We start from the raw sequence: 23924 nt of genomic DNA, 5'->3' as shown, positions 1-23924 counted from the left end.
CACGTAATGCCCAGCAGTATGCGGGCCGATGCCATGAATTGGAACAGGTTCTAGTTCGCAAACGGCATGCGGTAGCCTGACCCGTCATGGGACGCGTGGACGAAAAAGTTGCACTGATCAGCGGCGGGGCGCGGGGGATGGGCGCTGCGCATGCTCGGATGCTGGTCGCCGAGGGTGCGAAAGTGGTCATCGGCGACATCCTGGACGAGGAAGGCAAGGCCCTCGCCGACGAAATCGGGGAGTCGGCGCGCTACGTCCACCTCGACGTCACCGAAGCCGACCAGTGGGAGGCGGCCGTCGCGCTGGCGATAGCCGAGTTCGGCAAGCTCAACGTGTTGGTCAACAACGCTGGAATCGTCGCGCTGGGCAAGATCGGCAGCTTCGACATGGACAAGTGGCAGAAGGTCATCGACGTCAACCTCACCGGCACCTTCCTCGGCATGCAAGCCTCCGTCGCAGCGATGAAGGAGGCGGGCGGCGGATCGATCATCAACGTGTCGTCCATCGAGGGCCTGCGGGGTGCTCCCATGGTGCACCCCTATGTGGCGTCGAAGTGGGCCGTGCGCGGACTGGCCAAATCGGCGGCGCTCGAACTCGGGAAGCACAACATCCGCGTGAACTCGCTACACCCCGGTTTCATCCGCACGCCGATGACGAAGCACTTCCCCGAGGACATGGTGACAACGCCGCTCGGCCGCCCGGGTCAATCCGAGGAGGTGGCGACCTTCATCGTGTTCCTCGCCAGCGACGAGTCGTCCTATGCGACCGGAAGCGAGTTCGTGGTGGACGGCGGTCTGGTCACCGACGTGCCGCACAAGGATCTGTTCTAGCGGATCTGTTCTAGCGCTTAAGGGCACATGAACGCGAACGGCGGGCAGACGAATGTGCCCGGGGGAAGTGGGCCCTCGGCGTACACCCCTGGCTGGCCGGCTACCTGGTGGAATTCGTGGCAAACGTTCGGGTCCCACCCCACCGCTAGGTCTTTCACTTGGTAGTTGATGGGATCCCCCGGGCACCAGGTGCCGTGGCATACCGGGTCGCACCGCGAGTCAGCTTGCGCAGGTGCGACGTCCGGTGCCAACGCGGCGATCCACAGAGTGGCGACCGCGCCGAAGCCTGAAATCAACGCACCCGCGAGGGTCCGCTTGATGATGTTGACCATGAAATAGTCTCTCCATGTAGATGCGCGCCCCGTTCTGAGGCGACGTGTCGTTACCGCGTCGAGTACACACCTTCCGGGCCACTACCGATCCCAATTCAAGATCAACGTTGCTGACGGGCCGCGCCTCGGCTGCATCCGCCGGTAGAGGGCGGGCCGGCACGGCGGACCTGATCGCCGACGTGCCGCATCAGGATCTGTTCTCGGCCGCTTCGGGTGGAGCCTCTTCGGGTGGAGCCTCTTCGGCGGCCGCGCGGTTGTACTCGCGTTCTGCGTGGATGCGGCGGGCGCGGTCTTGGGTTCTGGTGGTCTTGCGTCGGGGCATGGTCAGCCCTGGCGTGTTGTTGACGGGCGGGGTGGTGGCGCCGGTGACGGGTGCGGTGGGTTCGGAGAGTTCGGGGAACAGCAGTCGGCTCCCCGGAGTCGTGACATGACTCTGCCCATCCGGGTCTGTCCATTCGACCCTGCCGTCGGGGTACTGGCGGTCTCGCCAGCCGGGCCAGAACGTCTTCAACAAGTGATGTCGACGGCATACAGCCTTCAAGTTGGCGGCTTGGGTGGGGCCTTGGGGCCACGGAATCGTATGGTCCACATCACAATTGGTGGCCGGGACGTGACAGCCCGGGAAGCGGCACGTCAGATCGCGGCAGCGAACGAAGTCGGCCAACTTCTTCGACGGGGCGTACCGCGGCTCCGGTGGGGCCTGCCCGGGATGCACGATCCTGCTCACCGTCGCCGCGAGGGCTACGCGCTGGAAGACCGGGCCGGGCAGGAACCGGCCGCGGGTCGTGATCGCCGGCCGAAGGTGATTCAGGAACCCGGGGGTGCGCGGGACGAGGCCGTCGGTTAGCGGGCGACCCGCGGGTGGGCGGACGAACACCGCCGGCCCACGACCGTCGAGCCCCGTGGACCCGTTCTCGAGCTTGCTATCGCCGGCGCGATCGGGTTCGGGTTCGGGGTCGGGTACGTCGGGGGGCGGCGGAGGATCCTGGGGCTTCGGATCCTGGGCTGACTCGTCGAGGCTGTCTTGGTGGGCGATGACGTAGACCACCACCCCGGCCGCGGGCGGGTTCGACGCAGCGGTGCAATCCTCCCGACCGCACAGGCAGGCCAGGCGGTCCGCGCCGCGGCCCAACGCGCCGATCGCATCGGCGCGGCGCTGATCCTTCGTCCGCGGATCCGCCTCACAGACGGTGTCGGCCATCGCGTCCAACCGTCCGCCGAAGGCCTCGGCGTCCGGAGTGAATAGGGTCGCGAACAGCTGCGCCATCCCGCTGCCGTCGTCGACGTCGATGTCCACCGAGCGGCCGCGGGCCTTGGTTTGGGTGCGGTGCAGCGCCAGGGGGTCGAAGCGGGCGATGAACGCGTCGACCGCCTTCTCCGTGCGGTCCAACGACATCGGCTCCCACCCCGCCGCCGCGTCGGCCAGGGCCTCGTCCAACTTCGCGAGGGCGTCGGGGTCGGTGACCGCCGCCGAGCGGGTCACGATCAGCCGGACCTGGGCCAAGGTGAGCAGCCCGGCGGCGAACACCGCGGCCACCTTGGGGAACCGCTCCTGCAACGCCACCGCGGTCAGCAACAGGTTCGACACCGACTTGCCGGTCATCCGCTGTGCGGCACCGATCTGGGCGCAGACGGCATCCCAATTGTCGACACACCACTGCTCCCGCTCCGCGGACCCATCAGCGGCATACGCCGCCTCCAGCACCCTCACCATCGCCGCCAACCGGCGGGCGCACGCCGCGGACTCCACCCGCGCCCACACCTCCACCGCGCCAGTGCCACGAGCACCGGCCGTCTGAGCCACCAACGAGTCGAACATACGTACGAATCTACGAGCCCGCCCCGACCGGAATCACCGCGTTGACTCAGCCGAAATGCGCGCGAGATGCCGCGAAAGCTGGGGTCGTTGCCTCACCGGAAATGCGCGCGTACGGCGCGCCTGCGTGATCTGTCAGCAATGACCTCGGTAGGCCGGAGCGATGGGGTTGACGATGACCGAGCGCAAGGCAGTGACCGAAACGACTGCCATCCGTTATTCACTGGCAGACAAACGAGCCAAGGGCGTGATTCTGGATGAGTTGTGCGCCACCACGGGATGGCACCGCAACCACGCCCGTAAGGCGCTCACGACGGCATTACGGCCCAAACTGGTCACACCGAGACGTCCGCGGCCACCGACCTACGGACCGGAGGTCGTTGCCGCGTTGACGGTGTGCTGGACGGTGTTGGGGATGCCGGCCGGTAAGCGCCTGGCGCCGATGCTGGGCGAACTGCTTGCGGTGTTGCGCCATTTTGGGGAGTTGGTCCTCGATGAGGACATCGCGACGCTGTTGGTGTCGATGTCGGCGGCCACCATCGACCGGCGGCTGGCTCCCGAACGGCGCAAACACCAGCTCAAGGGGCGCGCCACCACCAAGCCGGGATCGCTGCTGAAGAGTCAGATTCCGGTGCGGACCTGGGCCGACTGGGACGACGGGCGACCGGGGTTCGTCGAGATCGACCTGGTCTGCCACGACGGGGGAAGCCTCACCGGCCCGCATGCGTTCACCTTGACCGTCACCGACATCGCCACCGGCTGGACCGAGAACCGCTCTGTGCCCAGCAAATCAGCCAAATGCGTGCTGGCCGCTGTGAACGACATCGCCGCCAAGATGCCGTTCCCGATCCTGGGCGTGGATTCGGACAACGGATCGGAATTCATCAACGTCCACTTGTTGGCCTGGTGTGAACAACGTCAGATCACCTTCACCCGGGCGCGGCCAGGAAACAAGAACGACGGCTGCCACGTCGAGCAGAAGAACTGGGCCGTGGTTAGGCAGGTAGTTGGCTATCACCGCTACGACACGGCATCAGAGTTGTTGTTGCTCAACGAGATCTGGCAGCTGCAGTCCAAGCTGACCAACTACTTCTACCCGCAGCAGAAACTCGTGTCCAAGGTCCGTACCGGAGCCAAGGTGTCCAAGAAGCACGACATCGCCACCACCCCATTCCACCGCGCGATCGATCACCCGAACACACCCGTGCAGCGCATCGTGGCGCTGACTCGGACCTACTCCATGGTCAATCCTGCCGCCGTCCAACGCCAGATCCACTCCCTGACCGCACAACTTCTCGCCATGACAACCAGCAAAGCCGACGCCAGCATCAACAAGCGCGCACGCTCAAATGAGGCAACGAAGAGTCCCACGCGCGCATCTTGACGTGAGGCAACACGATCACCAAAAACCGCGACCGAAGGGCGCCCTGTGGATGAAACGCCAACTGTGGACAACTCAAGGCCAAGCACCCGAAAATGTCAGTAACGCATGCTAAGTCACCGACTACGCACGAGCCCCCACGGTCGCGATCGCGTCGGCGACGGCCGCGGGGTCGTCGAGGGCGACGAACGTGCGCGCACCCGGCACTTCCACCCATGCGACGTTCGGGAAGACTGCCGCGAGTCGACGCCCGAGAGCCGGCGTGAAGCAGCGATCCGCCATGCCCCACACCAGCGTGACCGGCTTGGTGAAGCGCGGCAGTCGAGTCGCGACGTCGGTCAGGTCGGTCTGCGCGACAGCCCGCAGAAGCGTGGCCAGATTGCTCGCGATGCGCGGATCGGATGCTGCGGGCTGCACCCAGGAGGCGCTCAATTCCTCGTTGCCCGCCATCAACAATCCGAACCCCGGGGGCGAGTGCCGGAGTGCGCGCACCCTCAACGTCTTCAGCAGCAGTCGGATCGACCGCGGTCCCCGCATCGTGGCGAAGACGACGTTGAACGGGAACGGCGGGAACTTCTCGAATGCGTCGCAATTGGTCAACACCAGCCGCCCGACATCCCCGGGGTGAGCGTCGACGAGCATCTGGCAGAGCCCACCGCCGGTATCGTTGCCCACCAGCGTGACCTCGTGCAGATCGAGCGCACCGATGAGCTCGTGGATCGTCTCGGCCACCGCGCTCGGGGTCAACTCAACCGAGGGGTCCACGGGAATGGTGTGCGAGCCCAGCGGCAGGTTCGGAAGAATGCAACGAAATCCGTTGTGCGCCAATTGTTCTGCAACCTTCAGCCAGAGCCGGTGGTCGACCAGGATGCCGTGGATGAACAGCACGGGAGGATGCGGTGAGTCCTCGGGACCCAACACGCGGTAATCGATCGTGGCTCGTTCCAACGTCACCTGCGGCATGTCGACTAACCTCCTGGGACGAGTTACGGACACTTCGTATGAAAGTTACGTACAGACTGTATGAAAGTCAACGGTGACACGTCATCGGTCCGCCGCACCCAGGCGGAGCGCACTGCCGCGACCAGAGCGCGCTTGCTCGACGCGGGCAGGACGCTGTTCGCCAGGGACGGTTTCGCCGCCGTTCCCACGCAGGCCATCGTCGACGCGGCGGGGGTGACGCGGGGTGCGCTCTACCACCAGTTCGGTGACAAGACGGGGCTGTTCGCCGCGGTGTACGAGGAGGTCGAGCGCGGTCTCGTCGAGACGATCACCACCAGGATCGTCGCGGCCGAACCCGCCGATCATCTGGCCGCGATGCGCTACGGAGCTCGACTGTTCCTGGAGGAATGCTCCGGTCCCGACGTGCAGCGAATCGGTTTGATCGACGCGCCCGCCGTCCTGGGCTGGGCCCAGTGGCGCGAAGTGGGCATGAGGTATGGCCTCGGCGTGGTCGAGGCGATGCTCGCTACGGCGATGGCCGACGGAGTCATCCCCGAACAACCGCTCCGCCCGACGGCGCACATCCTTCTGGGCGCGCTCGACGAGGCTGCCCTCTACATCGCTCGCGCCGATGACACCCAGCAGGCGCTCGACGAGATGTACGCGGTCTTCGATCGCGTGATCAGCGGCATCGCGGGCAGGTAAGCCCCCCGCCCGGTCGGCAGGCACAATGAAGGCCCCCGCGTGTCCACCGACGCGCCCCGGCGCCCGCAAGGAGTGGAACCATCCCGCCCGAGATGCGCCGAACCGCAGTCCTGGGAGTCGTGGTTCTGCTGGTCCTGCTGCTGATCAGCGCCGGAGACCTGCCCCGTTTCGCCAGGCCGGAACCGCCTGCCCAAGAGGTTCAATTGGCCGACGGCTGGCAACTGGCGTCGGCCCGAGACGTGCCGGATGACGGTTCGGCCATCGCGCGAGAGGGCTACCGCGCTGCCAATTGGCATGACGTTCGCCGCATGCCCACCACCGTCCTGCAGGCGCTCGAGGACGACGGGACCTACCCGAACCTGTACTACGGCAAGAATCTCGTCGACGAAGTGCCCCAGGACCTCTGGAAGCAGGACTGGTGGTACCGCACCACGTTCGACGCCGCAGCCGGACACAGCGCCTACCGACTGAACTTCCCCGGCATCAACTACCGCGCCGAGGTGTGGCTCAATGGCCACCTCGTCGCCGACGCCGACCAGATCGTCGGCATGTACGTCGACCACGACCTGGACGTCACGCCGTGGATCCGCCAGGGTCAACCCAACACGCTCGCGGTCAAGGTGACTCCCGAACGGTCGTTGCAGGACGTCGACGGAGTCGAGTTGGCGGACAGCTGGTTCGACTGGATCAATTGGAAGTATCTCGGCTATCAGGGACCGGACAAGAATCCCGGCAACGGCAACTCCTTCGTCCCCGACCGCAACGCAGGGATCTGGAAACCCGTCACGCTACGGATGTCCGGCGCGGTCGCGATCGCCGCCGCGACCGTGAACACCGAACTCCCACTTCCGAATACCGATACGGCGCGCCTGTCCATCTTCACCAACGTGCGCAATTCGTCCACCAGTCGCATCAAGGGCATCGTACGGGCCACCATCAGCCGGTCGGGCAAGCCGGACGTCGAGGTCGAGCAGGCGGTCAGCCTGGCACCTGGCGAACAGCGCGAAGTCAGCTTCACCGCAACCGATTTCGATCAACTGACGCTGAAGAATCCCGACCTCTGGTGGCCGTACACCATGGGCGCTCCCGACCTGTACGACCTCCGCATACAGTTCCGTCAGTTCGGCAACCCGGTCGACGAGACGCATCAGCGCTTCGGCGTGCGCACCGTCTCACAGTTCCGCGACGACGACGAACGATTCCCGGAGCTGGGCCGGGGTGGAAGCTTCTACTTACAGGTCAACGGCCGCGACTTCCTGGTCCGCGGCGCGACCTACACCCCGGATCTGCTATACGCCTACGACCCCCGCCGCGAGGACGCCATCCTCTCCTACGTCCGCGATCTGGGTCTCAACATGCTGAGACTCGAGTCCAAGATTCCCGACGAGCGCTTCGTGGAGGCCGCCGACGAGCTCGGCATACCGCTGATGGTCGGGTGGATGTGTTGCAACCAATGGGAGAAGTGGCCGCAGTGGGACGACGAGGACAACCGCGTCGCCAGGGACAGCTTGCGATCCCAGATCACCCTGCTGCGTTCCCACCCGTCGGCGTTCGTGTGGGCCAACGCGAGTGACGGTCGACCGCCGGACGCGGTGCGCGAGGACTACCACCAGATCTTGCGAGATCTGCACTGGCAGAACGCGATCGTCGACACCGTGTCGTCCTACGTCACCGACGCCGACGGTGAACGGCTGTGGGACGGCATCCAGATGGCGGGCCCGTACACCTGGCGACCACCGTCGTACTGGTTCAGTGGGCGGTATCGCGCCGCGAGGGGCGCCTCGGCCGAGCAGGGCGACAATGAGCACATTCCGCCATTCGCGACGCTGCAGCAGTTCATTCCGCCGGACAAGTTGTGGCCCATCAACGACTACTGGACCTTCCACGCCGGGTCCAACCCCGGCAACGCGAAGCTGACCAGCATCCAGCTCGCGATCAACCGCCGTTACGGCCCGTCGAGCGGGGCGTACGAGTTCGCGCGGAAGGCGCAGCTGGCCCACTACGAGTCCACCCGCGCGCAGTTCGAGTCGTTCGCCGCGCTGGGTTGGGCCGGCCACAAGATGACCATCTACTGGATGCTGAACAGCCACTGGCCGTCGTTCTTCGGCAACATCTTCGACTACTACCTGCGCCCGGGCGGCGCCTACTACGGCGCCAAGAAGGGCTTGCGGCCGCTGTCGGCGGTATTCGACGCCTACGCGACGGGCGACCGCAGTCAGGCCAAGGTCACCCTCGTCAATCAGTCGCCAGCCGACGTCGAGGACGTCCGGGTGCGGGTCAGGGTCTACGACCTTCAGGGCAGGCTGCGCGACGACCGGACGACCGCGGGTCTCGACGTGGCATCGGGAGGCACCGCACCGGCGATGACGCTTCCGCGGGAAGCGCGCGATTCGCGGGTGTTCTTCGTCCGGTGTGAAGTGCTCGACGCGGCGGGCAAGGTCGTCGACGAGAACGTCTACTGGCAATCGCAACGCAACGACGACGTCGGGGATCCCAACGGGGACTTCGCCTTCGAACTTCATCAGGACAGTTGGGCCGATATGTCCGCGCTCAACTCGATGACGAGGGTGCCACTCGAGGTCTCGGCCAGACGCTCCGCCGACGACGTGGTGATCTCGTTGCGCAACCCGACCGGTCGGATCGCCTTCTTCGAACGCGCCGAGGTGACCACCACCCGCGACGGAGACGAAGTCCTGCCCATCACCTACGACGACAATTACGTGACGGTGTTCCCCGGCGAGGCGGTCAACGTGCGTGCCACGCTGCCGGGCCGCTCCGCACCCGCGGACTGGGTACGGGTAACCGGGTACAACTCCCCACCGGTCGTGGTGCCGGTCTCATAGCCCGCAGGCCTGCGCAACCACCACGCGGTGGCGATCAGCACGACTGCGAATCCCAACAGGTACCCCGCGGGCATGATCACGTCCTGCATGCCGGCGCGACGCAGTGACAGCAGCCCCGTCTCGGGGGTGTCCCCGGGCGTGTGCACCACCCAGCCCGCATACGTCGCCCAGAGCAGCCACACCGCCGCCATCGACCAACGCGAGCCCAGGACGTAGGCGCGGTACCCGAGGTGGACCAACAGCAGCGTGATCCACACCCAGTGGTGACTCCAACTGAACGGGGACACCGCCGCCGCGGTGAAACCCGCGATCGCCAAGCCGAGGACCGCATGGCCGCGACGCCACGCCAGCACGGCGACCGCCAACGCGACGACGGCCAGCACCGCCGTCGCGACCGTGGTGGACGCACCGACGACGTGGAGGCGAATGAACAGACCGCGCAGGCTGGTATTCGCCACTGGATCGCTGGTGATCCGTGCGACGTCGTCGAACCCGCCGCGAATCCAGAAGACGTCGGAGTCCCTGGGGAGGATGAGGAAGCCGACGAGGACCGTGGCGGCGAACGTCAGCGATGCCACCACCGCAGCGCGCCGCCGGCCGATGAGGACGAGATACAGGATGAACAGGGCGGGCGTGAGCTTGATGCCTGCGACGATCCCGATGCCGACGCCGGCCCACCGCCGCGTGTCCGGCCCGAGCACGTCGGCGACCACGACGGCGAGGATGACGAGGTTGATCTGGCCCAGTTGCAGGGAGAGCCGCACCGGGTCCAGCCAACAGACGAGGCCGACCAGCATCGCGCACAGGGCCCACCGCTCCGCCGAGGCGGTGACCCCGAGACTGATGAGTGCCCGTCGCACGACGTACGTGACCAGAACGAGGTTCCCGACGAATCCCGCCACCTGGGCCACAGGGGTGGTGACGAGGGCCAGCGGCAGGAAGCACAGCGCGGCGAACGGCGAGTAGTCGAACAGCAGCGTGTGTGGGTTGCCGGTGAGGCCCAGCGAGTAGAGATCCTGGCCCTCGAGCACCCGGGCGGCGCCGAACCGGTAGACCTGAAGGTCGACCTGAGCTGCGAGAGCAGGCCAGCGCAGGTAGATCGCGACGTACGCGACCGTTGCGAGGACCAGAATCGCGACTCCATGGCCCCGCACCCACGCGCTCGCCTTCACCGACATCACAGCGAAGGTAGGCATGCCCCCTGGGCGGTTGCTGAAACCGGCCCGACCGCAGGGGGCCGAACCCCGACCGGGAGGATGTTCCCATGAGCTCAGACGTCCGATCGGAACTCGCCGAGATCACCGCCGCCGCCGGCTGGCACCGCCGCGTGGACGAACGGGTGGACATCTACCTACGGGGTGCCACCCGAGTCCGCGTCATCTGGCAGGGCGACGACACGATCAGCGGGGGATCGCGCTACCAGGACGACAACCTCGAGACGTACTCGCGGGATCTGGCCACGGTCAAGGGCTGGCTAGCCCGCTAGTCACCCCACCCGCTGCCTGGCGACGACGGCGCGCAGCACCGATATCGCGATCGGCAACGTCGACAGGATCGCGATGAACAGCACCATCACCTCGAGGTGATCGTTGACGAACGGCACCCCACCGAGGTGGTATCCCACGACGGTCAGTCCGACGCCCCAGCCGACCGCGCCCACCACGTCGTAGGCCAGGAACACCGGGTACCGCATGCCCGACGCGCCGGCGATGACGGGCATGAACGTCCGCACCACCCCGACGAAGTGCCCGATCACGATCGTCTTGCGGCCGTGCTTGGCGAAGAATTCGTGCGACGAGTTCAGGTAGCGCTTCTTGAATAGTCGCGCATCCTCCTTCGCGAACAGCGCGGGCCCGAGCCGCCACCCGGTGAGATACCCGACCTGCCCGCCCGCGATGGCAGCCACCGCGGCGCACGGGGCGAGGGGCCAGATGCCGACGGGGGCGTCGTCCTGGGCGGCGAGGAGACCCGCGGTCACCAGCAACGTGTCGCCGGGGAGGAACGGAATCAGGAGCCCGGTCTCCACGAAGACGATCAGCATCACGCCGGGCAGTACCGCCGATCCGAACAGGCCGCCGGCGCCCAGCCAGTACATCGGATCCATGACGGCGGGCAGGGCAACCACGGCGGTCGTCACGGCCGCTGAACGTAGTCGCCCCACATTGCGGCACGCTGAACGACACCCGACATCCGGTCGACCGCACCGACACCGGCGCCCGCCCGGGGTCGTAGTGTCATACCTCGTGAGCGCACGCGCGGGAATCGTCGTCACCGGAACCGAGGTACTGACCGGTCGCGTTCAGGATCGCAACGGTCCGTGGCTCGCCGATCGGCTGCTGGAACTCGGCGTCGAATTGGCGCACATCACGATCTGCGCGGACAGACCGTCCGACATCGAGGCGCAGCTGCGTTTTTTGGCCGCCGAGGGCGTCGACCTGATCGTCACCAGCGGGGGACTGGGGCCCACCGCCGACGACATGACGGTGGCCACCGTTGCGCAGTTCTGCGAACGCGAGCTCGTGCTGGATGCCGCGCTCGAGGAGACCATCGCCGAGATCCTGCGACGTCTTCTGATGGGGCGGTCCCAGCCCGGCGGCAACGTCGACTTCGAGGCCGTGATGGCCGCCAACCGAAAGCAGGCCATGGTCCCCGCCGGCGCGGAGATCCTCGGACCCGTCGGCACGGCGCCCGGTGTCGTCGTGCCGGGAAAGCCGACGATCGTCGTCCTACCCGGACCGCCGCGTGAGCTGCAACCCATGTGGGACAAGGCGGTTCGGACCGTCAGCGTGCAGGAGGCGATCGCCGGGCGGACCGAGTACGTGCAGGAGACGCTGCGCATGTTCGGGCTGCCCGAGTCCGGTCTGGCCGAGACCCTGCGGGACGGTGAAGTCGCCATCGCGGACTTCGACCGGCTCGAGATCACCACGTGCCTGCGGCGCGGCGAGTTGGAGATCGTCACGCGCTACGAGCCGGACGCCGCCCCGGTGTATGCCGATCTGGTCGGGTTGATGCGCGCGCGTCACGGGGAGCAACTGTTCTCCGAGGACGGCTCGCTGGTCGACGATCAGGTAGCCGAGCTATTGGCGGGCCGGACGATCGCGACCGCCGAATCCTGCACCGCGGGACTGGTTGCCGCCAGGCTGACCGATCGTCCGGGCTCCTCGGCATACGTCGCGGGCGGTGTCGTCAGTTACTCGAACGACGCCAAGTCCGAAGTGCTCGGCGTGGACCCGCAGCTGTTGGCCGAACACGGCGCGGTGTCGGAACCCGTGGCGGAGGCCATGGCCGACGGCGCCTTGGCGCGGTTCAGCGCCGACACCGCGGTGGCGATCACGGGTATCGCCGGTCCCGGGGGAGGCAGCGCCGAGAAGCCAGTGGGGACGGTGTGTTTCAGCGTACGGCTCGCCGACGGGCCCACCGTCACTCGGACGCTGGTGCTGCCAGGCAACAGGTCCGACATCCGCGAACGATCCACCACCGTCGCCATGCACCTGCTCCGGCGGATCCTGAGCCAACCCGGCGATGCCGGCTGACCGTCGATGTCCATCTTGCGCAACGACATCGAGCTCAATGCAGCTCTCGACCAGTTGCCTGCACTGGCCGGACGGTCTCGCCGGCTCGAGGAGCTCACCGGTGGCCTCACCAACCGCAACCTCAAGATCACCACGCCCGACGGGGTGTACGTCGCGCGCTGCGCAGGCAGCTCGTCGAGCTTGCTGGCCATCGACCGCGACAACGAATACTTCAACTCCTGCGCCGCCGAGCGGTCGGGAGTCGGCGCGCCGGTCATCGACTACCGCCCCGATCTCGGCATCCTGCTGATCGGGTACCTCGACGGCGTCACCCTGACCAAGGCCGACTTCTCGCGGCCCGGCATCATCGCCAAGGCGGCGTACGCCTGCCGAACCCTGCACGGCGGGCCGCGGTTCCGCAACGACTTCGACATGTTCGCCCTTCGGGCGTCGTACCTGAACATCATTCAGCAGAACGGTTTTCGCATTCCCGAGGACTATCTCGATTTCGAGGACCGCTTCGAGTCGATCCGGCGGGCGCTGGCCCACCGGCGCCAGCCCACCGTGCCGTGCAACAACGACCTGCTGGCCGCGAACTTCGTCTCCGACGGTGACGAGATCTGGCTGATCGACTACGAGTACTCGGGCAACAACGACGCGTGCTTCGAACTCGGGAACATCTGGCGCGACAACCGTTTGACACTCGAGCAGCTCGAGGAATTGGTCACGGCGTACTACGGGCGATCCACCCGCAACGAACTGGCCAGGGCCCGCCTGCAGGGCACCGTGTCACAGTACGGCTGGACACTGTGGGGCTGTATCCAGAACGGTGGCAGCGCACTGGACTTCGACTTCTGGGAGTGGGGTATGGAGCGCTACGAGAACGCCGTCGAGGAGTTCAGGGGGCCCGACTTCGGCCGGCTGCTCGACGACGTGGCCGCCGAGGACTGACACCGTGACGACATCGACCACATCGACCACATCGACCACATCGACGACACCACCGAACGGGACGAATTCATGAGCCCCACGACGCTTCCCACCCGAACGCCGCCCACCCAGGCCCTGCCCACCCGCGCCCAGATCGTCATCATCGGCGGAGGGGTCGTTGGCGCGAGCGTCGCCTATCACCTGACGAAGCTCGGTCTGACCGACGTCCTGCTGCTCGAGCAGGGCCAGCTGTCCTCGGGAACCACCTGGCACGCCGCAGGCCTGGTGGGCCAGCTGCGCGCAACCGAGGGCGGCACCCGGCTGGTCCAGTACTCCACGGCGCTCTACACCGAACTGGAGGCCGAGACCGGCCTCACCGCGGGGTACAAACAGTGCGGTGGCGTCACCGTCGCCCGCACCGAGGACCGGATGATCCAGTTGCGCCGCACGGCGGCCAGCGCGGCGGCGTTCGACCTGGAATGCCAACTGCTGACGCCACGGGAGGCGCTCGAGCACTATCCGGTGATCCGCATCGACGATCTCGTCGGAGCCATCTGGTTGCCCGGTGACGGCAAGGCCAATCCCACCGATCTCACGCTGGCGCTGGCCAAGGGCGCACGTCTGCGTGGCGCCCGAATCATGGAGCGCACCAGGGTCACCGGCATCAACGCCGACGAGGGCCGAGTCACCGGCGTGCGCACCGACGCCGGCGACGTCGAGGCGGAGATCGTGGTCAACTGCGCGGGTCAGTGGGCCAAGCAGGTCGGCTCGATGGTGGGAGTCAACGTCCCGCTGCACTCGGCCGAACACTTCTACGTGGTCACCGAACCCATCGTGGGTGTGCACACCGACATGCCCATCCTTCGCGACCCGGACGGCTACACCTACTTCAAGGAGGAGGTCGGCGGGCTGGTCATCGGCGGCTTCGAGCCGGAGGCCAAGCCGTGGGTGAGCCCCGATGCCATTCCTCATCCCTTCGAATTCCAACTGCTGGAGGAGGATTGGGACCACTTCCAAATCCTGATGGACAACGCGCTGCTGCGCATCCCGGTGCTGGAGGAGACCGGGCTCAAGAAGCTGTACAACGGGCCCGAGAGCTTCACCCCCGACAACCAGTTCATCATGGGCGAGGCCCCCGAGGTCGCCAACTTCTTCGTCGCCGCCGGTTTCAACTCGGTCGGCATCGCCTCGGCCGGCGGTGCGGGCCGGGCACTGGCGGAGTGGATCGTGAACGGCTCACCGACGTCGGACCTCACCAGTGTCGACATCCGGCGTTTCGCCCCGTTCAACGGGAACAACCGGTGGTTGCACGACAGGGTGTCGGAGGTGCTCGGACTGCACTACGAAATTCCCTGGCCCAACCGGGAGATGACCACCGCGCGACCCTTCCGTCGCTCCCCGGTGCACCACCTGCTCGCCGCGGCCGGAGCCAACTTCGGCAGCCGGATGGGATGGGAACGCGCCAACTTCTTCGCCCCGGCGGGCCAGGAGCCGGTCATCGAATACTCCTGGGCCAAGCAGAACTGGCTGCCGTGGTCGGCGGCCGAACAGGTGAGCACCCGCACCGGGGTCACCGTCTTCGACCAGACGTCGTTCTCGAAGTACCTCCTCGCCGGGCCCGACGCCGAGGCCGCGCTGCAGTGGCTGTGCACCGCCGACATGGCCGTCGACGTAGGCGCGTGCGTCTACACCGGCATGCTCAACGAACGGGGCTGCTACGAGTCCGACGTCACCGTCACCCGCACGGCCCCCGACGAATTCCTCATCGTGAGCAGTGCGGCCACCACCGAACGGGACAAGGACCACATCCGGAGGAATCTGCCCGCCGGAACGCACGCGCAGCTGGTCGACGTGACGTCGTCGCTGGCGGTGTTCGGGGTGATGGGCCCACGATCCCGCGACCTTCTCAGCACCCTGACCGATGCCAACCTCGACGATGCCGCCTTCCCGTTCGGGACCAGCCGCTCGATCACGTTGGGGTACGCGACCGTTCGCGCCACCCGCATCACCTACGTCGGTGAGCTCGGGTGGGAGCTGTACGTCCCGACGGAATTCGCCGTCGGCGTATACGAGGATCTGATGGCCGCGGGGGCCGAGTACGGCGTCACCCGCGGCGGGTACTACGCCATCGAATCGCTGCGCCTGGAGAAGGGCTACCGGGCATTCGGGCGCGAGCTCACGCCCGGCGACAATCCGATCGAGGCCGGACTTCTGTTCGCCTGCAAGCTCGACACCGACGTCGACTTCCTCGGGCGCACCGCCGTCGAGAAGGCCAGGGCCGAGGGTGCTCGCCGCCGGGTCGTCGGGTTCACGGTCGGTTCGGCGGAGGCCATGCTGTGGGGTGGCGAACTGATCCTCCGCAACGGCGTGGTCGCCGGACAGGTCACCTCGGCGGCATGGGCGGAGACCCAGGGCTCGTGCGTCGGCCTCGCCTACGTCCGGTCCGCCGACGGGGAGAAGGTCGACGCCCGGTGGATCGGCGCGGGGGACTACGAGGTGAACGTCGCCGGCGTGCGGTACCCGATCTCGGTGTCACTCAAGGCGATCTACGACCCGGGCAACACGAGGATCCGCTGACCCGATGAACGAACCCGGCACCGCCACCGGCGATAGGATCGCGCCCGATCGACATGCTCCGATACAGACAGGCGACTCGTGAAGATTCTGCTCGACGACAAGGAGATGGACGCCCAGCTCGGTCGGACCCTCATCGCCGTGTCGGCCGAAGCGGCTGACCTGGGGGAGGTCATGGCGACGGCGGCCCGCGTCACCAACGGTGATTACGACTCGTGGTTCACCGAATGGTCCGCTACCGCCGAGGTGGCCCAGGCACTCGCCGACGACGCGCTGCGTGGCGGTCACGTGGTGACGGCACGCAAGGCCTTCCTGCGCGCCTCGGAGTACTGGCGGCAGTCCTTCTTCTTCCTCCGCCACGACATCGACGACGCCCGGCTGAGGCACGCGTGGCAACAGCATCGCCTGGCGTTCCGGGCTGCGCTCCCGCTGCTCGACTGCCACGCGGTCATCACCGAGATCCCGTACGACGGCGTGATGATGACCGGTTACCTGTTCCGTCCTGCGGACGCCGACACCCCGCGGCCCACTGTGATGGCCCCCTGCGGGTTCGACTCGACGGCCGAATCGGGTTACGTCGCCACCGGCTACATGGCGCTGCCCCGCGGGTACAACTTCTTCGTCTTCGAGGGGCCGGGGCAGGGTGGCACCCTCTACGAGCACCGGCGCACGTTCCAGCCGGACTACGAGGTTCCGTTCGCCGCGGCGTTCGACTGGTTGCTCGAGCAGGACGGCGTCCATCCGCACGCGGTGATCGTGATGGGGCGATCGTTCGGCGGCTACCTTGGACCGCGCGCGGCAGCCTTCGAATCGCGGGTCGCCGCGCTGGTCGCGGACCCGGGGCAGTACGACTTCGCCTCCCGGATCGGCGGCTTCGCCAAGACCCTGGGTCACGACGATCCCGACGCCTTCCTCGCGCGCCTGCTGGCCAAGGACGCCGACCTCGACGCCGAATTACAGGGCGCACTCGCCGGGCCCCGGGACGTCGAGTGGTACGGGTCGCGGATGGCCGCCATGGGCGCCACCACCGTCGGTGACTTTCTGCGCAAGCAGCTGGAGTTCACCCTGGACGGCATCGCCGCGGACATCCGCTGCCCGACGCTCCTCACCGAGGGTGAGGGCGATTTCGCGGCCCAGGGTGAGCTGCTGTTCGAGAAACTGAAGTGCGAGCGACGGCTGACGACGTTCAGCGAGGCCGAGGGTGCCGGTGGGCACTGCCAGGGCCTAGGCAGCACCTTGTTCGAGGGTTACGCCTTCGACTGGCTCGACCGCATTCTCGGACGCGCCAAGGCGACGGTCACGGAGAACTGACCGGCGGCACCGGGACGCTCAGATGGTCGGCTCGAGGTCATCCCAGACCTCCATGAGTTCCCCAAGGACGTCCTCGGCGCAGCCGAGTCCGCCGAGATGGCTCTCGCCGGACAGGACGAACATCTTGGCGTCGGGTAGCCGTGCGACGACGTGCTCACCGTGCGCGAAGGGCACGATGTGGTCCTTGTCGCCGTGCCACCACCGCACGGGAACCTTGACCTCGTCGAGGCGGAATCCCCAGTCCTTGGCGAAGGCGACGACGTCCGCGAACGGCGCCGCCATCTGCTTGCGGCTGCCGTTGAGTAGGTCGTCGAGGAACATGGCCTTGAACTCCGGGCGTGCGAGCAGACGACGATCACCCGCGGGCGACACCCGCCCATACATGTCGGCCGCGCGCGAACCGAGGGGACGGACGAGTCGAATTAGGCCCACGGCCGCCAACCTGAGCGGCAAACCGATGAAGGGCATCAGGGGTGCCATCGTCGACCCGAAGCCCATCAACCCGCCTGCGATGGACTCGGGCCCGACCGTCGGCGCGACGCCGCCGAGCACACCGGTTACCACCACGCGCTCCGGCATCGCCGCCGCACAGGCCAGTGCGTAGGGACCGCCTCCGGACAGACCGATGATCGCCATGTCGTCGATGCCGAGCACGTCGGCGATCGTGCGCAGGTCCTCGGCGAACGCGAGCACGTTGCGGTACTGGAACGGCGTGGACGAACCGATGCCCGGTCGGTCGATGCCGATCAATCGAATGTTGTTGTGCAACGCGTAGGCCCTGGCCTCGACCGGAATCTGTCGGCGGGCCCCTGGCGTGCCGTGCAGCCAGAACACGGCGCGGCCCCTCGGTTCCCCAAACTCGGCGAAGCCGATCTGACGGTCGTCCCCGACGGCGACATTGCCTTCCAATCGGGGACGTTCGATTGGCATGAGCATCCGACGAGTGTCGCATGCGAGTTTCGCGCGTAAGCCCCGCTTGGACCGACCCGCTCGAGAATCCCACCGATGAGTGCCATCCGCGGGGTCATCGCCGATGACGGCGTGGGCGGTCCAACGTCGGCGGGCGGAGGCTTCGGGTTCGTCGGCCTCGCGGACAGGGTCGAAATCCCGCAGACCGCGCTAGCCGATCCAGCCGGCGGGCAGCCGTCCTGACCACGGCATCGCCACCTCGAGCTGAGCCGCGAGCTGGAGCAGGATCAGCTCGTCGGGCGCCATCAGCTGAACACCGATCGGCAGGCCCGTGGACGTCACCCCGAGGGGAAGCGAAATCGCCGCCCACCCAGTCACATTCGCCATCGTCGTCCAGCCCGTCGTGGCGAACTCGACGTCGAAGAAGGCCCTGGTGGTTCCGCGCGGCTGATTCAACAGACCGTAGGGCGGCGGGGGAGTGATCAGCGTCGGCACCAACAGCACGTCATGGCCGCTCATGCCCGTCGCGAATCTGCGGGTCTGCGCGTGCACGGCGCCGATCGCCTCCGCGTAGGCGACACCCGTCGTGGTGAAGCCCTCGCGCATCATCACCCAGCTGCTGGGCTCGAAGTCGTCCTCCGTCGGTTCGTGGCCGAGGACCTGCTTGCCGAACCCGTGCAGCTGGGCATTGCTGACGGCATGCAGGACGGCGATCGCGTCGGCGACGACGTCCGGGTCGAAGCTGGGGGCGCCCTCGGCGACGGCATGCCCGAGATCTGCCAGCGTGCGGGCCACCGACTCCACCGCGGCGGCCACCTCGGGATGCGTTGGCGCACCGGGAAACGGCGAGTCGGTGGTGGTGAGGATCCGCGCGGCCGCGGGCCGTTGCGCGAACGCCCCGAGGAACGACGTGTCGGGAGCGGGCACGGTGTAGGGATCGCCGACTGCCGAGCCGGTGATGACGTCGAGGAGGGCGGCGCTGTCGCGAACCGTCCGCGTCAGGGCGTGGCCGTTGACGAGACCCTCCATGCCCTGCCCGCCGTCGGGCGCGAACGAGCTGCGACCGCGCCGCGGCTTCAACCCGACCAAACCGCAGCACGACGCGGGCACCCTGATCGAGCCGGTGCCGTCACCGCCCGAGGCCGCGGGCACGACGCCCGCCGCGACCGCTGCCGCCGACCCGCCGCTCGATCCACCGGGGGTGACGTCCGGCGACCACGGATTCGCCGTCCGACCGAACAAGAACGGCTCGGTGGTGCAGTGATTGCCCCACTCGGGGGTGTTGGTCTTCCCGAAGACCACCAGCCCGGCGTCCAGATAGCGCTCGACGGTCCACGAGGTCTCCGAGGCGACGTGCGAGCGCAGCGCCCGCGAGCCCATCGCCTCCGGTGCCCCGGCCAGCGACGACCCGAGATCCTTCAACAGGAAGGGAACGCCGGCGAGTGGCCCCGCCTCGCCGGTGCGCAGCCCGCCGGAGTCGTCGAGGGCCGCGGACTGCCGCCGACCCAGGTCGAACAGATCGGTGATGACGGCGTTCAGCGGGCGGGCCGCGTCGAGTCGAGTGATGGCGGCGTCGAGCAGTTCGACGGCCGTCAGCTCACCCGACGCGACGAGCTCCGCCTGACCGAGCGCATCGAACGAAGCCAGCTCGCGAGCCTGTTGGGAGTCCATTGGTTGCCGATCCTGAAGCCTCGTAGGGCGATCGGCAACTCGACGGCGGTTACGTGGTCTCCTCGGCGTCCTCGGAACGCTTGTCCACGACCCGGGTCTTGTACAGGCTCGCGACCGTGGTGACGACCAGCGTGACGATGATGACCCCGAGGCTCAGCAACGTCGGGATCTCCGGGACCGGCACGTGCTCGCCGCCGTTGATGAACGGCAGTTCATTCTCGTGGAGAGCGTGCAGGACGAGCTTCACGCCGATGAAGAGCAGGATGAACGCCAACCCCTGGGACAGGTAGACCAGGCGCTTGAGCAGGTCGCCGAGGAGGAAGTACAGCTGCCGCAGACCCATGAGCGCGAACACGTTCGCCGTAAACACGATGTAGGGCTCCCTGGTGAGCCCGTAGATGGCCGGGATCGAATCGAGCGCGAAGAGCAGGTCGGTCGTACCGAGCGCCACGATGACGAGGAACATCGGCGTCATCAGACGCTTGCCGTCCTCCTTGATCCACAGCTTGAGACCGTCCCACTTGTCGGTCAGGGTCAGGTGCTTGCGGGCGAACTTGACCACGCCGTTCTCGCCGTCGTCGTCGTGCTCGGTGTCGCGGGCGAGTTTGATCGCCGTGTACACCAGGAACGCGCCGAAGACGTAGAAGATCCAGGAGAACTGGTTGATCGCCACGGCACCGACGGCGATGAAGATGCCGCGGAAGATCAACGCCAGGATGATGCCGATCAGCAGCGCCTCCTGCTGATACTTCCTCGGCACGTTGAAACTGGCCATGATGATCAGGAAGATGAACAGGTTGTCGATCGACAGGCTGTACTCGGTCAGCCAGCCGGCGAAGAACTCCACTCCGAACTGGGTGCCGTGGAAGTACGTGACCCAGACGCCGAAGGCAATGGCCAGCCCGACGTAGAACCCGAGCGCGATCGCGCACTCCTTGAACGTCGGCTCGTGCGGCCTGCGGGCGATGAAGATGATGTCGAACAACAGAACGGCCAACGTCACGCCGAGGGTGACGAACCATTCGATCTGGGTGACCTGCATGTGTGGGACTGCCTCCGGACGTAGTCATACGGCCGAGGTCTCTACCACCGCACTGTGCGTGCGATCCACGGCACCGGCTGCCCAGCGTTGGACAACGTGATGACGACACCGTGGCGTAAGGAATACTCCCCTCGGGGTTCAGTGTGTCAGACGGGTACCCCAAGGGGAAACCGGCCACACCCGTGGCACGGCCCAATAGTGTGGGCTGGCCCGCACCCCTTCGGCGACAAGAGGTAGAGAAACCGTGATCCTGGATCTGCTGAGCCCAAGCATCGAGATCGGTGTGGTGACCACGAACCTCGAGGCGATGGTCGAGTTCTACGAAGGCTTCCTCGGGCTCGAGCCCCAGGGCGAGATCGAGTTCGCCGACGGCACCCAGCGGCGCTACGGCCTCGGCGGCAGCGTGCTCAAGCTCGTCACCTATAGGACGCCGCCGCCACTGCCGCCCTCTCCCGGCGGTGGCCGTGCGCAGGCCGGGCTCAGATACTTCACGGTCGGCGTGAAGAACCTCCACGACGTCGCCGCCAAGGTGGAGGCCGCGGGATACGACCTCGTCGAACCGCCCACGGAGTTCGCGCCCGTTCCCGGCATGGGATGGATGTTCATCGCCGATCCCGACGGCAACTGCATCGAGTTGTTCGGGATGCTCTGAGCATGCGGCTGATCGCCACGGCGACCGCACTCGTGGTGGCCGGCGGCGTGATCAGCAGCGACCGTGACGCGGCCCTGGCGTCGGCGGATGCCGTCCTCCCGGCCGCGCCCGCAGCTCTCGCCGGCGTGTACCGCACCGAGGTGCTCGGCTCACGTGGACGGTTCGACGGCGAGCTCTACCCGGGCCCGGATTCCACCCGGTGGTACGCGATCCGTTCGTCGTGCTCGGCGGCGGGATGCACGGCCGACGGCACCCCGGTCGACGACCCGGGGCGGCGGGCCGCGACGGGCGGCGGGAGTGCGTTCCACCTGTCGTTCGAGCGCGGCCACTGGATTGGTGAACCGGTCGCCGACGTCGCGCCGTGCCTCGCGGACCCCGGGCGGGACGTGGCGCTGTCCGTCGGCTGGCGCCTGACCCCCCGCCCCGACGGGACCTTGATCGGGACCCGCACGCTGACCGAGTCGACGGGCGGCGCCGCCGGTGTTTGTGCGGGTAGCGGTGGCGTCTACGAAGTTCCGGTGGAGCTGACGCCGGTGCCTTCCGCCGGGCCGATCACCTGAGCCTCACGCGGGCACCACGACGAGCAGCTCTCGACCCCTCCGCTCGACGCGCATGCCGGCGCGGCGGGCCAGCGCGGCCACCGCCGACGCGTCGTTCGGTTCCGACCTGCTGGCCGCCAGCACCCGCGCCAGCCTGCCCTTGTGGGCCTTGTTGAAGTGGCTGACGATGGTCCTGCGCCCGTCGGGGTGTTCGGCGACGACGTCGACGTCGACCGCCCCCGGCAGCCTGCCCAGCGCCGCGTAGGAACCGGATCGCAGATCGACGATCAGTTCGTCGGCGGCCAAGCGCGCCAGCACGGGTTCCAGGACGGGCCGCCAACGCGAAGCCAGCGTCGCGCGACCGGGCAGCTTCGAACCGGCCGACAGCCGGTAGGCGGGGATCGCGTCGTCGGCGCGCAGCAGCCCGAACAGCGCCGACCCGACGGCGAGCCGCGACCGGGCGCGCGCCGCCGCGGCGCCGCGAAGGGATTCGACGTCCAACGCGTCGTACAGGACGCCGGTGTAACGCTCGATGGCGGGCATGGTTGGCGCGGTGAGCAGGGCGGCGTTGCGGTCGATCTCGGCGTCCTGCGAAGCCGAGATGCCCAGTGCCCGCCTCGCCGCGGGCCGGTCGGCGGCAAGGGTGACCAGCTCGTCGATCAGCGCTGCGCGGAGCGGCCCCAGCTCCGGTGCGGCCAGGGCATCGAGACGCAGCGACGGTCCGTCGCCGCCGTCACGCTTGGTCTCCGACGGCGGCAGCAGCACGATCACGGCGAAGAGGTTATCCGTAGGCCAGCAGCAGGGGGACACGCTGCTCCGCGGAGGTGAGTGAGCCGTGGTGTCCGACGAGTCGCGATTCGACCGGTTCCACCGTGGGTCGGACCAGCACCGTCGAGTCGCGTCCGGCGGCCACGACGTCACCGATTCGCGGCCGAACGCCGTCGGCGATCCGCTCGCCGAACCAGCCCGCCGCGATCGCCTCCTCCCGCGAGACCACCCAGGCTCGATCACCCAGCGCCTCTCGCCAGGCGGCGAGCACCCCGTCGGCGGCGCCGTCGGCGGTGTACAGGTGCCGAGCCCGCGCCTCGCCTCCGATCGCGGTCACCCCGTCGAGCAGCGCGCTGTTCGCCTCGACGTCGACGCGATCGGAGTCGTCGACGCCAACCATGCCGTGATCCGCCACGACCGCGAGCAACGCACCGGGCGGCAGGGCTTCCACCACGGATTGCACCAATTGGTCGACCTGCCGCAGCTGCAGGCGCCACGCCGTCGAGCCCGGGCCGTGCAGGTGCCCGATGAGGTCGAGGTCGCCGTGGTAGCCATAGCAGAAACCGCGTCCCGCCATCGCCTCACGCACGCCGGCGGCGAGATCCCCGAGACCGTGCACGCCGACGTAGCGGCCGCCGCGGAGCACGGCGCGGGTCAATCCGGAGCCGGCGAACTGCGCGTTCGACACGACGCTCACCGCGAAGCCCGCCGAGGCCGCCCGCTCGAAGGTCGTCGGCAGCGGTTGCACCCGTTCAGGCGGAAGGGAGTCGCGCAGATCCTCACCCCACGGATGCGGCCGCCACTGTAGGGCGTTGATCACGCCGGCACCGGGCACCAGGAAGCTGTAGCCGACCATGCCGTGTTCCCCGCTGCGGTATCCGGTGCCCACCGCGGCCAGCCCGGCCGCCGTCGTCGAGGGAAAGCCGACGCTGAGCGACTGCCCGCGGAGTTCGGCCAGCAGCGGAGCGTCGTCGGCGTAGGTGTCGAGCAGTTCTGCGCCGAGCCCGTCGATGAGCAGCACGCTTGCGCCGCACACGTCGTCGCGCAGGGGGATTCGGCGCTCGAAGTGGGGTGCGCCGAGCGCCGCCAACACCGACGGCACCACATCGGCGAGGTGCGGGAGGTCCGGATCGGGGCGCGGAAGTTCCACGGCCTCCAGAGCCTGCC

At 67.6% G+C, this 23924-nt stretch carries 21 protein-coding genes and 1 pseudogene; 12 read left to right on the top strand and 10 right to left on the bottom strand.

What is annotated here, in order from left to right; genetic code table 11:
* Window positions 1–86 precede the first annotated feature (86 nt).
* Window positions 87–830 carry a glucose 1-dehydrogenase gene (locus tag QUE68_RS12890; protein WP_284226473.1) on the top strand — a complete coding sequence of 248 codons (744 nt, stop codon included), beginning with the start codon at window positions 87–89 and terminating at the stop codon, window positions 828–830.
* 17 nt (window positions 831–847) lie between these two features.
* Here QUE68_RS12890 and QUE68_RS12885 read toward each other — a convergent pair whose 3' ends face one another.
* Both QUE68_RS12885 and QUE68_RS12880 read right to left on the bottom strand, forming a co-directional pair.
* Window positions 848–1162, bottom strand: coding sequence for a hypothetical protein (locus QUE68_RS12885; protein ID WP_284226472.1), 315 nt, complete (start codon window positions 1160–1162; stop codon window positions 848–850).
* A 187-nt stretch (window positions 1163–1349) separates the two neighbouring features.
* Entirely contained in the window at window positions 1350–2981 is a 1632-nt protein-coding gene (locus QUE68_RS12880; protein WP_284236097.1) for an HNH endonuclease signature motif containing protein, read from the bottom strand.
* Between the two features lie 160 nt (window positions 2982–3141).
* On the opposite strand from QUE68_RS12880, the gene QUE68_RS12875 reads away from it, so the two are divergent.
* Window positions 3142–4362, top strand: a complete 1221-nt coding sequence (locus QUE68_RS12875) for a DDE-type integrase/transposase/recombinase (RefSeq protein ID WP_284224044.1) — start codon at window positions 3142–3144, stop codon at window positions 4360–4362.
* A 120-nt stretch (window positions 4363–4482) separates the two neighbouring features.
* Here the strand turns inward: QUE68_RS12875 and QUE68_RS12870 are convergent, their stop codons facing one another.
* A complete protein-coding gene (locus QUE68_RS12870) occupies window positions 4483–5322 on the bottom strand; it encodes an alpha/beta fold hydrolase (protein WP_284226470.1) in 840 nt (279 codons plus the stop codon).
* Window positions 5323–5382: 60 nt separating this feature from the next.
* Here QUE68_RS12870 and QUE68_RS12865 point away from each other — a divergent pair, with 60 nt between their 5' ends.
* Together QUE68_RS12865 and QUE68_RS12860 are read left to right on the top strand one after the other, a co-directional pair.
* Window positions 5383–6006, top strand: coding sequence for a TetR/AcrR family transcriptional regulator (locus QUE68_RS12865; RefSeq protein ID WP_284226469.1), 624 nt, complete (start codon window positions 5383–5385; stop codon window positions 6004–6006).
* A gap of 92 nt (window positions 6007–6098) precedes the next feature.
* Window positions 6099–8849, top strand: a complete 2751-nt coding sequence (locus QUE68_RS12860) for a glycoside hydrolase family 2 protein (protein WP_284226468.1) — start codon at window positions 6099–6101, stop codon at window positions 8847–8849.
* 338 nt (window positions 8850–9187) lie between these two features.
* On the opposite strand, the pseudogene QUE68_RS12855 reads toward QUE68_RS12860, so the two are convergent.
* Window positions 9188–10027 (bottom strand): annotated as a pseudogene (locus QUE68_RS12855) (glycosyltransferase 87 family protein); the annotation flags it as partial.
* A gap of 86 nt (window positions 10028–10113) precedes the next feature.
* Between QUE68_RS12855 and QUE68_RS12850 the strand changes: the two are divergent.
* The gene (locus QUE68_RS12850) at window positions 10114–10335 is read left to right on the top strand and encodes a hypothetical protein (RefSeq protein ID WP_284226467.1); all 222 of its coding nucleotides are present in this window, start codon (window positions 10114–10116) and stop codon (window positions 10333–10335) included.
* Here QUE68_RS12850 and QUE68_RS12845 read toward each other — a convergent pair whose 3' ends face one another.
* Window positions 10336–10986, bottom strand: a complete 651-nt coding sequence (locus QUE68_RS12845) for a VTT domain-containing protein (RefSeq protein WP_454786253.1) — start codon at window positions 10984–10986, stop codon at window positions 10336–10338.
* A gap of 106 nt (window positions 10987–11092) precedes the next feature.
* Here QUE68_RS12845 and QUE68_RS12840 point away from each other — a divergent pair, with 106 nt between their 5' ends.
* From QUE68_RS12840 to QUE68_RS12825, 4 genes are all read left to right on the top strand, one after another.
* Window positions 11093–12382 carry a competence/damage-inducible protein A gene (locus QUE68_RS12840; protein ID WP_284226466.1) on the top strand — a complete coding sequence of 430 codons (1290 nt, stop codon included), beginning with the start codon at window positions 11093–11095 and terminating at the stop codon, window positions 12380–12382.
* 6 nt (window positions 12383–12388) lie between these two features.
* A complete protein-coding gene (locus QUE68_RS12835; protein WP_284226464.1) occupies window positions 12389–13312 on the top strand; it encodes a phosphotransferase in 924 nt (307 codons plus the stop codon).
* Window positions 13313–13381: 69 nt separating this feature from the next.
* Window positions 13382–15868: a GcvT family protein gene (locus QUE68_RS12830; RefSeq protein WP_284226463.1), complete on the top strand. Its 2487-nt coding sequence runs from the start codon at window positions 13382–13384 to the stop codon at window positions 15866–15868.
* A 78-nt stretch (window positions 15869–15946) separates the two neighbouring features.
* On the top strand, window positions 15947–17176 hold the full coding sequence (locus tag QUE68_RS12825; RefSeq protein WP_284226461.1) for an alpha/beta hydrolase family protein: 1230 nt from the start codon (window positions 15947–15949) through the stop codon (window positions 17174–17176).
* Window positions 17177–17194: 18 nt separating this feature from the next.
* Here the strand turns inward: QUE68_RS12825 and QUE68_RS12820 are convergent, their stop codons facing one another.
* Entirely contained in the window at window positions 17195–18112 is a 918-nt protein-coding gene (locus QUE68_RS12820; RefSeq protein ID WP_284226460.1) for an alpha/beta fold hydrolase, read from the bottom strand.
* Between the two features lie 69 nt (window positions 18113–18181).
* Here QUE68_RS12820 and QUE68_RS12815 point away from each other — a divergent pair, with 69 nt between their 5' ends.
* Window positions 18182–18328, top strand: coding sequence for a hypothetical protein (locus QUE68_RS12815; protein ID WP_284226459.1), 147 nt, complete (start codon window positions 18182–18184; stop codon window positions 18326–18328).
* On the opposite strand, the gene QUE68_RS12810 is transcribed toward QUE68_RS12815, so the two are convergent.
* On the bottom strand, window positions 18296–19756 hold the full coding sequence (locus QUE68_RS12810; RefSeq protein WP_284226458.1) for an amidase: 1461 nt from the start codon (window positions 19754–19756) through the stop codon (window positions 18296–18298). The two genes, QUE68_RS12815 and QUE68_RS12810, sit on opposite strands and share 33 nt — an antisense overlap.
* 49 nt (window positions 19757–19805) lie before the next feature.
* Window positions 19806–20798 (bottom strand): TerC family protein, encoded by a 993-nt coding sequence (locus QUE68_RS12805; protein WP_284226457.1) that lies wholly within the window; start codon window positions 20796–20798, stop codon window positions 19806–19808.
* Between the two features lie 244 nt (window positions 20799–21042).
* Between QUE68_RS12805 and QUE68_RS12800 the strand changes: the two genes are divergently transcribed.
* Both QUE68_RS12800 and QUE68_RS12795 read left to right on the top strand, forming a co-directional pair.
* Window positions 21043–21450, top strand: coding sequence for a VOC family protein (locus QUE68_RS12800; protein WP_284226456.1), 408 nt, complete (start codon window positions 21043–21045; stop codon window positions 21448–21450).
* Between the two features lie 2 nt (window positions 21451–21452).
* On the top strand, window positions 21453–22010 hold the full coding sequence (locus tag QUE68_RS12795; RefSeq protein ID WP_284226454.1) for an Rv2253/PknI dimerization domain-containing protein: 558 nt from the start codon (window positions 21453–21455) through the stop codon (window positions 22008–22010).
* A gap of 3 nt (window positions 22011–22013) precedes the next feature.
* Here the strand turns inward: QUE68_RS12795 and yaaA are convergent, their stop codons facing one another.
* Window positions 22014–22760: a peroxide stress protein YaaA gene (yaaA, locus tag QUE68_RS12790; RefSeq protein ID WP_284226453.1), complete on the bottom strand. Its 747-nt coding sequence runs from the start codon at window positions 22758–22760 to the stop codon at window positions 22014–22016.
* A gap of 10 nt (window positions 22761–22770) precedes the next feature.
* Entirely contained in the window at window positions 22771–23907 is a 1137-nt protein-coding gene (locus QUE68_RS12785; RefSeq protein ID WP_284226451.1) for an alkaline phosphatase family protein, read from the bottom strand.
* Window positions 23908–23924 lie beyond the last annotated feature (17 nt).

Origin of the sequence: Mycolicibacterium sp. TUM20985 (assembly GCF_030295745.1) — a bacterium.
Lineage (GTDB): Bacteria > Actinomycetota > Actinomycetes > Mycobacteriales > Mycobacteriaceae > Mycobacterium.
The sequence above is the reverse complement of the archived record's forward strand: the minus strand, read 5'-3'. Positions and strand labels throughout refer to the sequence as shown.